This window comes from Sphingomonas albertensis, assembly GCF_014358075.1.
Classification (GTDB): Bacteria; Pseudomonadota; Alphaproteobacteria; order Sphingomonadales; family Sphingomonadaceae; genus Sphingomonas; species Sphingomonas albertensis.
Window position 1 is genome coordinate 102,908 of record NZ_JACONT010000002.1, and the last position, 12,366, is coordinate 115,273.

General features: G+C 67.2%; 8 protein-coding genes. 6 read left to right on the forward strand and 2 right to left on the reverse strand.

What is annotated here, in order from left to right; translation table 11 throughout:
• Nucleotides 1-75: 75 nt before the first annotated feature.
• Entirely contained in the window at nt 76-2,883 is a 2,808-nt protein-coding gene (locus H8S47_RS01615) for a TonB-dependent receptor (RefSeq protein WP_187502192.1), read from the reverse strand.
• 371 nt (nt 2,884-3,254) lie between these two features.
• Here H8S47_RS01615 and H8S47_RS01620 point away from each other — a divergent pair, with 371 nt between their 5' ends.
• The 6 genes from H8S47_RS01620 (at nt 3,255) to nagE (ending at nt 11,420) form a co-directional block, all read left to right on the forward strand.
• Nucleotides 3,255-4,031: a copper homeostasis protein CutC gene (locus H8S47_RS01620; RefSeq protein WP_187502193.1), complete on the forward strand. Its 777-nt coding sequence runs from the start codon at nt 3,255-3,257 to the stop codon at nt 4,029-4,031.
• Nucleotides 4,032-4,118: 87 nt separating this feature from the next.
• A complete protein-coding gene (locus tag H8S47_RS01625) occupies nt 4,119-4,856 on the forward strand; it encodes a GntR family transcriptional regulator (protein WP_132737137.1) in 738 nt (245 codons plus the stop codon).
• A 79-nt stretch (nt 4,857-4,935) separates the two neighbouring features.
• The gene (locus H8S47_RS01630; protein ID WP_187502297.1) at nt 4,936-5,943 is read left to right on the forward strand and encodes an SIS domain-containing protein; all 1,008 of its coding nucleotides are present in this window, start codon (nt 4,936-4,938) and stop codon (nt 5,941-5,943) included.
• Complete coding sequence (nagA, locus tag H8S47_RS01635) at nt 5,940-7,091, forward strand: N-acetylglucosamine-6-phosphate deacetylase (protein WP_187502194.1); 1,152 nt, start codon at nt 5,940-5,942, stop codon at nt 7,089-7,091. Before H8S47_RS01630 ends, nagA begins: the two co-directional genes overlap by 4 nt.
• Before the next feature lie 4 nt (nt 7,092-7,095).
• Complete coding sequence (ptsP, locus tag H8S47_RS01640; protein ID WP_187502195.1) at nt 7,096-9,702, forward strand: phosphoenolpyruvate--protein phosphotransferase; 2,607 nt, start codon at nt 7,096-7,098, stop codon at nt 9,700-9,702.
• Entirely contained in the window at nt 9,699-11,420 is a 1,722-nt protein-coding gene (gene nagE, locus H8S47_RS01645; protein ID WP_187502196.1) for an N-acetylglucosamine-specific PTS transporter subunit IIBC, read from the forward strand. The genes ptsP and nagE overlap by 4 nt, the downstream gene beginning before the upstream one ends.
• 60 nt (nt 11,421-11,480) lie before the next feature.
• Here nagE and H8S47_RS01650 read toward each other — a convergent pair whose 3' ends face one another.
• Complete coding sequence (locus tag H8S47_RS01650) at nt 11,481-12,161, reverse strand: type 1 glutamine amidotransferase domain-containing protein (RefSeq protein WP_187502197.1); 681 nt, start codon at nt 12,159-12,161, stop codon at nt 11,481-11,483.
• Nucleotides 12,162-12,366: the final 205 nt, after the last annotated feature.

The following is a 12,366-nucleotide window of genomic DNA, read 5'->3' on the forward strand; positions in this document are numbered from 1 at the left end:
GTGTGCTTCCGTCAAAGAGGGCGCCAACGAGGGCGCCGAAGAGGAAGGCGCGCCGGGCCCGGCGCGCCCCGTGGTTTACATCCTGAACGATACCGACGCGACGAACGTGCGGCCGTTCTTGTAGAACGCCGTCGGCCGATCGCGCGTGCCGCTATACTGGGTGTAGGTCGAGTCGAGCAGGTTCTGCGCGTTGACCGTCAGCGTGACCGCCTTGGTCAGGTTGAAGCCGGCCGAGAAATCGAGCTGGCTGTAGGGCGCGACCATGTCGATCGAGTTCAGGCGGCCGATCGCGCGGAAATACGACGACCGGTAGTTATAGCTCAGGCGCGCCTGGAACGGCCCGTTCTCGTAATACGGGATCACGTTGACGGTGTGCTTCGACAGATAGGGCAGGTTCAGCCCCTCGTCGGTCGAGCTCTCGGCGTAGGAGTAGTTCGCCTGCAGGCCGAAGCCGTGCCAGATCTCACCCTGTGCCGACACCAGCGCACCGTTCACGTTCGCGTTGCCGCCGTTGAGCGGCTGCGACACGAGATAGGATGCGTTGCTCTGCGTCAGCTCGTTGAAGAACGTCTGGCGGCTGAGGCCGTTGAGGATGTAGTCCTTCACCTCGCGACGGAACAGTTCGAGCGACAACAGCGTCCCCTCGCGCGGATAATATTCCGCCGACAGTTCGTAGTTGGTCGACTGGTACGGCTTCAGGTTCGGATTGCCGCCGCTCGCATCCAGCGTGATGTCGTTGCGACCGACCGATCCGCCGAGCTGTTCGTAACGCGGGCGCGCGATCACCTTGGCGACGCTGCCGCGGAAGATCAGATGCGTACCCGCTTCGTAAGCGACGTTCAGGCTAGGCAGGAACTTCAGATAGTCGTTCTCGACCTGCTGCGGCACGATCGTCGGCAGGCTGCCGTCGGTGCCGGAGACCTGGTTGGCATAGTTCGACACGTTCTTGGTATAGACTAGGCGCCCACCGATGTTGCCGCGGAAGCCGCTCTGGTCGAAGTTCAGCTGGACGTAGTTCGCCGCGACCGTCTCGTCGACGATGTACGACGCGGTCGGCTTAGCGACAGGGATGTTGATCGAGTTCGCCAGGATGTCGATCACGGTCTGCTGCGACAGGTTGATGTACTTGGTCGCGTTGCCGGTGCCGCCAGTGCCATCGAACGTGCCGTTCGGCGTCGTCATCGTGTCGACGCCCAGGCTCGCCAGCGTGTAGTTCGAGGTCGAGTAGTTATTGAAGCCGCTCGCGTTCAGGCGATTGCGGTGATCGGTGAACTTGCCGCCGATGCGGATTTCCTTGAACGGCCCCGCCTCGAACGGAATGACCGCGTCATAGCCCGCGTAGTAATCGCGATCGATCGTCTTGGAGAAATCGATGCCGCCCGCGCGCGCCGCATTCAGCTGCGTGCCGTTGACGATGACGGGGGCGCCGTCGATCGTCTGGAGCTGCGGGCTGTTGCTGCGACGATAGTTGGCAGGATTGGTCAGGTCGCCAACGTAATCGACGTTCGCGCTGTCCGAGGTGAAGCCGTAGCTGTACGGAAGGTCGGTCCGCACATCGAGCAGATATTCGGGATTGCGCCCGCCGATCGCCTTGCTCCAGCCGCCGGTCGCCGACACGGTCGAACCGCCGGGACCTTCCCACTCGGCAACGAAGTTGAGGTTGTCGGTCGTCAGCTTGGTCTTGCGGATCAGCAGATCGAGCTGCGCACTCTGGCTGTTCGCCGAGGCCGCGCCGAAGCTGGCATTGGTGACGACGCCGTTCGCAACCGTCGCCGACTGGAGAACGTCGCCGCTCCACGCGCCGGGGATGACGTACATCGACTGGCTGCTGTTGTTGTAGTTGCCGTCGATGTGCAGGCCGTTGAGCGTCAGCGTGATGTCGTCGGTCGGCTTGGCCTGGACCGTGCCGACATAGCTGATGCGCTTACGCTGCTGCGTGAAATACGCGTAGTTGATGCCGAACGGCGACACCGCATTGGCAAGATCCTGGCGCGTGCCGCCGGTGATCGTCGCATTCGGGTTCTTCAGGACAGGCTGTCCGCCCGCGTCGAGCACCAGCGCGTTGTTCGCATCCTTCTGGAAGAAGCGGTCGCCGGCATTCTCGAAGCCGAAGAATTCCACGCCGGCGCGGGTCAGGCTCTGCTTGTCGTAGGTGACCGCGCCCAGCACGCCGAACGTGCCGCCTTCGTTGTGCCAGCTGTACAGGCCCGACGCGCGGACGTTACCCTTGTCGGCGCGGTCGTTGTACGAATAGCCGCCCGACGCGAAGATCGAGTTGGCCGGCGTGTCGAGCGGACGGCGCGTGCGGACGATGACCGTGCCGCCGATGCTGCCTTCCTCGATGCGCGGCTCGGGCGACTTGTAGACTTCGAGGCGCTCGACGAGTTCGGGTGCGAGCAGCGAATAGTTGAAGGTGCGGCTGGTCGGATCGTTGTCGTTGCCGCCCCAGTCGGCCGAGGCGACCGCGTGGCCGTCGAGCAGCATGCGGTTGAGCGCCGGGTCGGTACCGTGGATCGCGACCTTCTCGCCCTCGCCGAAGCGACGATCGATGCTGACGCCGGGAACATGCGAGAGGGATTCGGCGACGTTGCGGTCGGGGAACTTGCCGATCGCCTCCGCACTGATGACGTCGACGATCGCGTTGGCCTGACGCTTAACCGCAATCGCGCTCCGCAAACTCCCGCGAATCCCGGTGACGACGATGTCTTCACCTGTTTCGTCGGCGACGGGAGCGGTCGGCGTTGCAGCTTGCGGTGCTGCGGCGGCCGATGGCGTAGCGACGGGGTCTGCCGACGGCGTGACGACCTGCGCGAACGCGCTTGGCGTTACGGCGACGAGGACGACTGCGCTCGAAGCCAACAAAATCTGCTTACGGAAATTCATTGTCAAAGCCCCTTCCCTTTGGCGCTGCAGCGCCACCCTGACGCACGCCGCGCCCCTTTGATCACCCGCCGCTTGGTACTGTTTTGGTTACTATGTGAGCGACTTGGCAGGACAACCGTATAACCAATTCGCTTGCGGAATCCATCGGAAATTACAATTTGGTTACCATCGGATGCGAGGCCGAATGACAGGACTTCCTGATGTATCTCAGCACCTTAGCGGCCCATTACGCCGAAAATGGCCCTTAATTCTCTTGTCGACGCTCCAGGCCGCTAATACCATTTCTTGCCGACCCCGGTGCTTTTGGGGATTGAAGCACGTGATTCGATCGGCCAAACGTAATAATATTACTGTTCGCTGAAGGCCGCCTGATGACCCTCGAAATCTGTGTCGACGATATCGCGGGGCTCGACGCAGCCGTCGCGGGCGGCGGCGACCGGATCGAGTTGTGCGCCGCCCTGGCGCTCGGTGGGCTGACCCCCTCGCCCTCGCTGATCGCCGCCGCGACGACCATCCCGATCCCCGTCCATCTGCTCGCCAGACCCCGCGAAGGTGGCTTCCACTATACCGCGCGCGAGGCGGCCATGATCGCCGCGGACATCACCGCCGCCAGCGACTCAGGCCTGGCCGGCGTCGTGATCGGCGCGAGCCGCAAGGATCATAGCCTCGACACCGACCTACTCGCGGAGCTTGTCGCGCATGGCCGCACCTTGGGCAGGGCACGTGGTACGCCATTGTCGCTGACCCTGCACCGCGCGATCGACCTGTGTGACGACATGCCGGCCGCCCTCGACGCCGCGATCGCGCTCGGGTTCGATCGCGTCCTGACGTCCGGTGGCCAACCCAAGGCGATCGACGGGCTTGCCATGCTGGCCACGCTGCATCGTCGCGCCGCTGGCCGCATCGTCATTCTCGCCGGCAGCGGCGTTGATGCCGACAACGTCTCCGAAATCCTCGCGACGGGCATCGGCGAAGTGCATGCGTCCTGCGGCAGTCTCGTCGTGTCCAGCGACGAGGACGGCACGTCGGCAACGGCTGCGCGGGAGCGCCAATTCGGCTTTGCTCCGGCCGCGCGCCGCCATACCGATGTGACGCGCGTACGAAATCTCAAGGCCGTACTTTGCAACACAGTCGGTCAAGTCGCTTGAACAATACCAATACATAACGTATCCAAGATCGGTTGCCGGGTCATTCTCGTTTCGAGGCCCGCTCCGGCATCATCGAAAGTCGCCTTCATGTCCTTTTCAACGAGCATTGGCAGGTTCCGGGATGGCAATCCCGCGCCGTTGTACGTCCAGCTTCAGCAGTTGATCCGCGATGCGATCAACCGCAACGTGCTGGCCAAGGACGACGCGCTCCCGGCCGAACGCGATCTTGCGATAGAATACGACGTGTCGCGCATCACCGTGCGGAAAGCGATCGGCGGGCTGGTCGAGGAAGGCCTGCTCACCCGCCGCCGCGGCGCGGGGACGTTCGTCGCCACCCGCGTCGAAAAGAGCTTCTCGAAGCTGTCGTCCTTTTCGGAGGACATGCAGTCGCGCGGTCGCACGCCGAGCAGCGCGTGGGTCAGCCGCACGATCGGCATGGTGACGCCGGAGGAATCGCTGTCGCTCGGGCTGTCGCCAGGCTCGGCGGTGTACCGGTTCCAGCGCATCCGCTACGCCGACGACACGCCGATGGCGCTCGAATACTCGACGATCGCCGGCTACTGCCTGCCGACGATCGATGCCGTCCAGGACTCGTTGTACGAAGCGCTCGAAACGGCGGGCAACCGTCCGGTCCGCGCGCTGCAACGCCTGCGCGCGGTCCATTTCAGCCCGGAGCATGCCAAGATGCTCGGTGTCGATGCAGGCCATGCCGGCCTGTTCATCGAACGCCGCGGCTTCCTGCGCGATGGCCGGGCCGCCGAATTCACCCAATCCTATTACCGTGGCGACGCGTACGACCTCGTCGCCGAACTCAACGACATCTGACGCCGGCGCACGGGCGCCGGCCGGGGGGCATACCGTGACCGAGACTATCACCGCGACCACCGCGTCGCCGCAGACGCTGATGTACAGCGAAGCCGCTGAAGCCGCCGACGCCGTTGCGCGGTTGCTCGCCGCCAACCGCGACGCGCTGACGGCACTTGGCGAGCGCCTCCGCGCCGCGCCGCCGGCCGTGGTCGTGACGTGCGCGCGCGGGTCTTCGGATCATGCCGCGACCTATGGCAAATACCTGATCGAGACGCTGCTCGGCGTGCCCGTCGCCTCGGCCGCGCCGTCGGTATCGTCGGTCTATGCCGGACCGATGGCGCCCGGCACCGCGCTGGTGATCGCAGTGTCGCAGAGCGGCCGCAGCCCCGATCTGCTCGCCACCGTGTCCGCCTATCAGACCGCCGGCGCGCATGTCGTCGCGTTCGTCAACGACGAGTCGTCGCCGCTCGCCGAGATGGCCGACACGATGATCGCGCTGAAGGCCGGGCCGGAGCGCTCGGTCGCGGCGACCAAATCCTATATCTGCGCGCTCGCGGCGTTCGCAGCCCTGACCGCGGCCTGGTCGCGGAACGACGCGCTGACCAAGGCGATCGACACGCTTCCCGACATGCTCACGCTCGCATTCGGTGCGAACTGGACGTCGGTGGTCGATGCGCTCGCCGACGCCAACAACCTGTTCGTGATCGGCCGTGGCTATGGCTACGGCATCGCGCAGGAAGCGGCGTTGAAGCTCAAGGAGACCTGCGCGCTCCATGCAGAGGCGTTCAGCGCCGCCGAAGTCCGCCACGGGCCGATGGCGATCGTCAACGACGGCTTCCCGCTGATCGCGTTCGCCACCTCCGACGCCGCTGGCGATGGCGTGCGCGAAGCTGCCGCCGAGTTTGCGGCACGTGGCGCGCGCGTCTGCCTCGCCGATGCGAAGGCGAATGGCGACACCGTCCCCGCCGCCTACACCGCGCATCCCGCGATCGAACCGATCCTCATGATCCAGAGCTTCTACCGCATGGCCAATGCCCTCTCGCTGCGTCGCGGGCTAAACCCCGACGCGCCGCTTCACCTCTGCAAGGTGACGAAGACGGTATGAGCGAGTCTCAGTTTCACGTCGTCAACGGCACCGTCGTCACGCCCGACGGCCTGCTGAACGGCGCAACGATCCGCGTCGTCGGTGACCGGATCGCCTTGATAACCCCGCTCGAGCGGGTCGCGTCCGAGGCGATCGACCTCGACGGCGGCTGGCTCGTCCCCGGGTTCATCGACACGCAGGTCAACGGCGGCGGCGGCGTCCTGCTCAACGACCAGCCGACCGTCGAGGGCATTGCCGCGATCGGTGCCGCGCATGTCCCCTATGGCACGACCGCATTCATGCCGACGCTGATCAGCGACACGCCCGAGGTGATCGAGGCGACGCTCGACGCGATGGACGCGGCGATCCTCGCCGGTGTTCCCGGTGTGGTCGGTGCGCACATCGAAGGCCCGTGGATCAATCCCTCGCGCAAGGGCATTCACGATCCGGCCAAGTTCCGGCTGCTCGACGATGCCATGATCGAACTGCTGATCCGTCCGCGCAAGGGCCGCGTGATGGTGACGCTGGCCCCCGAGCTGACCGACGCGGCGTCGATCGCGCGGCTGGTCGCAGGCGGCGTGATCGTCAGCGCGGGCCATACCGACGCCGACTATGAGACGATCATCGATGCGGTCGGCGCGGGCCTCAGCGGGATCACGCATCTGTTCAACGCGATGTCGCCGCTGCTCCACCGCGCGCCGGGCGTAGTCGGCGCCGCGCTCGACGATCGCCACGTCTATTGCGGACTGATCGCCGATGGATTGCACGTCCACGACGCCGCGCTTCGTCTCGCGCTCAACGCACGACCAAATGACCGGCTGATGCTGGTCAGCGACGCGATGCCGTCGGTCGGCGCGGTCGACAAGGATTTTCGCCTGCAGGGGCGCCTGATCCATGTCGAGGACGGCAAATGTTTCGGCGAGGACGGCACGCTGGCCGGCTCCGATCTCGACATGGCGGGCGCGGTTCGCAATTTCGTCGCGCGGACTCATACCGACGTCGCCACCGCGGCGGCGATGGCGGCGACCAACCCCGCCGCCTTCCTCGGCCTCGGCCATGAGCGCGGTGCGCTCGCCCCCGGCTTGCGCGCCGACTGGGTCGCCCTCACCGCCGACCTGATGCCCGCGGGCACCTGGATCGGCGGCCAACTGGTCGCGGGCAGGACGTAACGCCATGAATCCGATCATCCTGACGTCGCCCCTCCAGGGCTGGGCATCGTCTCTCGAGGCGGTTCCCGACCCGGTCTTCGCCGAACGGATGATGGGCGACGGGATCGCCGTCGATCCGACCGGCAATTGCCTCCATGCGCCGTGCGACGCGGTCGTGCTGAGCGTCCATGCCAGCGGCCACGCGATCACGCTACGCACCCCCGAGGGTGCCGAGATCCTGATGCATATCGGGCTCGACACGGTGGCACTCGGCGGCCGCGGGTTCACGCCCTGCGTGGCCGAGGGCGCGAGCGTCCAGCGGCTCGACCCGCTGATCCGCTTCGACCTCGACCTGCTGGTCTGCGAGGCGCGCGCGGTCATCACGCCGGTGATCGTCACCAACCCCGAACGCTTCACGATCGTCCGCCGCGAGACCGACAAACTGGTCGGTGTCGGCGAAGCGATGATGACGCTCGAACCCCGCGTCGATGCAGCCGACATGGCCGTGGTCGAAGGCGACACCGTCCGCCGCACGATCGTCGTGCCGCTGGTCCACGGCATCCATGCACGCCCCGCCGCCCGCATCGGCGAGACCGCGCGGAAGTTCGCGTCCGAGGTCAAAATCTCCAAGGACGAGCGTGACGGCAACGTCCGCAGTCCCGTCGCGCTAATGGCGCTGGGGTTAAAACTCGGCGACGAGATCACGCTCGCAGCCACCGGTCCAGACGCCGCCGATGCGCTCGCTGCGATCGGCGACCTGATCCTTGGCGGCATGGGCGAGAAGGCCGGGTCTGGTGCCCCCACGCCCCCGACAGCAGCACCGTCCACTTCCGTGTTCCCCCGCGAAGGCGGGGGCCCAGGAACCACGAACGATGGCGCTGCTGGGTCCTGGCCCCCCGCCTCCGCGGGGGAACGGGGCGCTGCAAGCGCGAAGGTTCTGACCCTCCCCGCCGATGGCCGCCTCCCCGGCGTCACCGCCTCCCCCGGAATCGCGATCGGCCAGGCCGGACTCTTCCGCCTCGCCGAGATCGCCGTGACCCGCGAAGGCTCCGGCGCGACCGCCGAACGGACCGCACTCGACGCCGCACTCGCCACGGTCACAGACCGCCTCGCCACCAAATCCGCCACCGCCATCGGCGCCGAACGCGCGATCCTCACCGCGCATACCGCCCTGCTCGACGACCCGACCCTGACCGACGCCGCACACGCCGCGATCGCGCAAGGCGACAGCGCCGCCTACGCGTGGCGCACCGCGATCCGCGCCCAAGCCGATGCGCTCAAAGCGACCGGCGACGCGCGCCTCGCGGAGCGCGCCGACGACATGCTCGATCTCGAACGCCAGGTCCTGCGCGCCCTCGCCGGCGAAGACCTCGACGAACGCCTCACCTTCCCACCCGGTACAATCCTGCTGGCCGACGACCTGCTCCCCTCGCACCTGCTCGGCCTCGACACCGCGTCGATCGTCGGCTTCTGCGTCGAGCGCGGCGGACCGACCTCGCACGTCGCGATCCTCGCCGCGACGATCGGGCTCCCCGCCCTCGTCGCGGTAGGTCCTGCGCTCGCCGAGATCACCGCGGGAACGCCGCTGATCCTCGACGCCGGCGCAGGCCTGCTCCACGTCGCGCCCGATGCCGAAACGCAGGCGACCGCGCAAACCGCGTTCGACGCGCAGACCGAACGCCGCCGCGCCGCGCTCGCCAACGCCGCGCGCGAATGCCGCACGCAGGACGGCGTCCGCATCGAAGCCTTCGCCAATCTCGGCTCGGCCGACGATGCCGACGCGGCCGTCCGCAACGGCGCCGAGGGCTGCGGCCTGCTCCGCACCGAATTCCTGTTCCTCGAACGCGACAGCGCGCCCAGCGTCGACGAACAGACCGCCGACTACCAGCGCATCGCCGACACGCTCGACGGTCGCCCGCTGATCGTCCGCCTGCTCGACATCGGCGGCGACAAGCCCGCGCCCTACCTCCCGATCGCCGCGGAAGAGAACCCGGCGCTAGGCTTGCGCGGCATCCGCGTCGGGCTCGCGCACCCCGAGATGCTCGACGCCCAGCTGCGCGCGATCCTCACGGTCCGCCCCGCCGGCCAGTGCCGCATCATGGTCCCGATGATCGCAAGCCTCGCCGAACTCCGCGCCGTCCGCGCCGCGCTAGACGCCGCTGCCGCCGCGATCGGGCACACAGAGCACGTCGCGCTCGGCATCATGATCGAGACCCCCGCCGCCGCGATCACCGCCGACCTGCTCGCCAGCGAGGCCGATTTCCTGTCGATCGGCACCAACGACCTGACGCAATACGCACTGGCCATGGACCGCGGCAATCCGGCGGTCGCCAGCGACCTCGACGGGCTCCACCCCGCCGTGCTGCGCCTGATCGCACGTACCTGCGAAGGTGGCGCGGTCCACGGCAAATGGACCGGCGTGTGTGGGGGCCTTGCCTCCGATCCGCTCGCGGTGCCGATCCTGATCGGCCTCGGCGTCACCGAACTCTCGTCGGCGCCCGCGCTCGTCCCCGAGATCAAGGCGGTGGTCGCGACGCTCACGATCGACGCCTGTCGCGCCCATGCCGCGGCGGCGATGAACTGTATTTCAGCCGCGGACGTGCGAACGCTCGCCCGGAGTTTCCGCCCATGAAGTCCGTGCTCGAAGCCCTCCAGCCGCTCGGCCGCGCGCTCATGCTGCCGATCGCGGTGCTCCCCGTCGCCGGGCTTTTGCTCCGTCTTGGCCAGCCCGACCTGCTCGACATCGCGGTGCTCAGCGCGGCCGGCGACGCGATCTTCTCGCACCTCGGCCTGCTCTTCGCGATCGGCGTCGCCACCGGTTTCGCCCGCGACGGCAACGGTGCTGCGTGTCTAGCCGGCGTGGTCTGCTACCTCGTCACCACCCAAGGCGCGCAAGCCTTGATGACCGTCCCCGCCGACGCGTTGAAAGGCCTGACCGGCGACACGATCGCACTCGCCACCGCCGCGTGGAAGGCCAAGGCGATCGCCCGCCTCGACGTACCGATCGGTATCCTCTCCGGGCTAATCGGCGGCAGTTTCTACAACCGCTTCTCGGCGATCGCGCTCCCCGAATATCTCGCCTTCTTCGGTGGACGCCGGTTCGTCCCGATCGTCAGCGGCGTCGCGGGCCTCGTGCTCGGCATCGTCGTCGGCCTCGGCTTCGGCGCGCTCAGCACCGGCATCGACGGCCTCAGCTACGGAATCAGCGGCGCCGGCGGGTTCGGCCTGTTCGCGTTCGGCCTGCTCAACCGCCTGCTGCTCGTCACCGGGCTGCACCATCTGCTCAACAACATCGTCTGGTTCGTCGCCGGCGATTACCAGGGCACCACGGGAGACCTCCGACGCTTCTTCGCAGGCGATCCGACTGCGGGCAGTTTCATGGCCGGGTTCTTCCCGGTGATGATGTTCGGCCTGCCCGCCGCGTGTCTGGCGATGTACCACGCCGCGCTGCCCGAACGCCGGAAAGCAGTCGGCGGCATGCTGCTCAGCCTCGCGCTCACCTCGATGCTGACCGGCGTGACCGAGCCGATCGAGTTCAGCTTCATGTTCCTCGCACCCGTGCTCTACGCGATCCACGCGGTGCTGACCGGCGTGTCGATGGCGTTGATGGATGCACTCGGCGTGAAACTCGGCTTCGGCTTTTCCGCCGGGCTGTTCGATTACGTGCTGAACTACGGCAAGGCGACCAAGCCGCTGCTGCTGCTCCCGATCGGCCTCGCCTACGCCGCGATTTATTACGTCCTGTTCCGCACCGTCATCAAACGCCTCGACCTCCCGACGCCGGGCCGCGAGCGCGACGCTCCAGTGGCAGCGGCAACGGTCGCCAAGAGCGAACGCGGTGCAGCGTTTGCCGAAGCGCTCGGCGGCGCCGCCAACCTCACCAGCGTCGGCGCCTGCACGACCCGGTTGCGGCTGATCGTCGTGAACCAGAAACGCGTCGACGAGGCCCGTCTCAAGGCGCTCGGCGCACGCGGCCTGATCCGCCCGTCCGCCAACGCGCTCCAGATCGTCCTCGGTCCGATCGCGGACTCGGTCGCGGTCGAGATTCGCGACGCGATCGCAGCGCCGAGCGAGGCGACACCCGCCGCCCCCCCAACCGCAGAGCCGGCACCGGTCGCAACCAACGACATCCGGCTCACCCCCGCCACCGTCGCCGCACTCGGCGGCGCGGACAACCTGGAGGCGGCAAGCCAGCACGGCACCCGGCTGCGGATTCGCCTGAAGGATGTCGACCGCGCCTCGACACCCGCGCTGGAAGCACTGGGCATCCACGCGATCGCCCGCCCGGCGCCAGGCCTGCTCCACCTGCTGCTGGCCGGGGACGCCGACGCGGCGATCATCGCGGTCTGACCGCGCGCCCTGTCGGCATCCCCGATCCGCGGGATGCCGACAGGATCTACCGCGGGGCGATCAGGCGGCCAGCGCGTCCAGCAGCGCCCGTGCGGCGGCGGCGGACGAGCCGGGGTTCTGCCCGGTGATGAGCAACCCGTCCCGCACCACATACGATCCCCAGTCGGGGCCGCGCGAATAGACGCCACCCTTGGCCGTCAGTTCGTCCTCGACGAGGAACGGCACCACGTCGGTCAAGCCGACCGCGTCTTCTTCCGAATTGGCGAACCCCGTCACTTTCTTGCCCTCGACCAGCGGCCGTCCGTCGGCGGTCTTCACGTGACGCAGGACGCCCGGCGCGTGGCAGACGAGCGCTACCGGCTTGCTGGCCGCCAGCGTGGTTTCGATGAGGTCGATCGAAATGGCGTCCTCGGCCAGGTCCCAGAGCGGACCGTGCCCACCGGGGTAGAACACGGTGTCGAAGTCGGTCGCCGAGACGTCCGCGAGTTTCACGGTGCTCGCCAACGCCGCCTTGGCCTCGCCATCCGCCTCGAAACGGCGCGTATCGTCGGTCTGGCTGTCGGGCTCGTTGCTCTTGGGATCAAGCGGCGGCTGCCCGCCCTTGGGCGAAGCCAACGTGATCTCCGCGCCGGCGTCCTTGAAGATGTAATAGGGCGCGGCGAGCTCCTCGAGCCAGAAGCCCGTCTTGCGGCCGGTGTCGCCGAGCGTGTCGTGCGACGTGAGTATCATCAGGATCTTCATGCGATGTCCTTCCATATCTTGGAGCGGCCAAGAACCGGGCAAACCAGGGAAACGGTCGCGAATGCCTCCGCCAACGTTGGGTCGATGGGAGCAGCGTCGCCTCGCCGAGTAACGCCGATGGATGACACTTAGGCATCACTAGACCGGTCGTCTAGTGAAAATATTGGGCGTTGTGGTCTGCACATCCACAGCATGAGGGCGCCAT

Bases quoted from the DNA above. Each gene is read 5' to 3' on its own strand.
- H8S47_RS01625 (WP_132737137.1), top strand. From the start codon at position 4,119: ATGTCCTTTTCAACGAGCATTGGCAGGTTCCGGGATGGCAATCCCGCG.
- nagA (WP_187502194.1), top strand. From the start codon at position 5,940: ATGAGCGAGTCTCAGTTTCACGTCGTCAACGGCACCGTCGTCACGCCC.
- ptsP (WP_187502195.1), top strand. From the start codon at position 7,096: ATGAATCCGATCATCCTGACGTCGCCCCTCCAGGGCTGGGCATCGTCT.
- H8S47_RS01615 (WP_187502192.1), bottom strand. From the start codon at position 2,883: ATGAATTTCCGTAAGCAGATTTTGTTGGCTTCGAGCGCAGTCGTCCTC.
- H8S47_RS01620 (WP_187502193.1), top strand. From the start codon at position 3,255: ATGACCCTCGAAATCTGTGTCGACGATATCGCGGGGCTCGACGCAGCC.
- H8S47_RS01650 (WP_187502197.1), bottom strand. From the start codon at position 12,161: ATGAAGATCCTGATGATACTCACGTCGCACGACACGCTCGGCGACACC.
- nagE (WP_187502196.1), top strand. From the start codon at position 9,699: ATGAAGTCCGTGCTCGAAGCCCTCCAGCCGCTCGGCCGCGCGCTCATG.
- H8S47_RS01630 (WP_187502297.1), top strand. From the start codon at position 4,936: ATGTACAGCGAAGCCGCTGAAGCCGCCGACGCCGTTGCGCGGTTGCTC.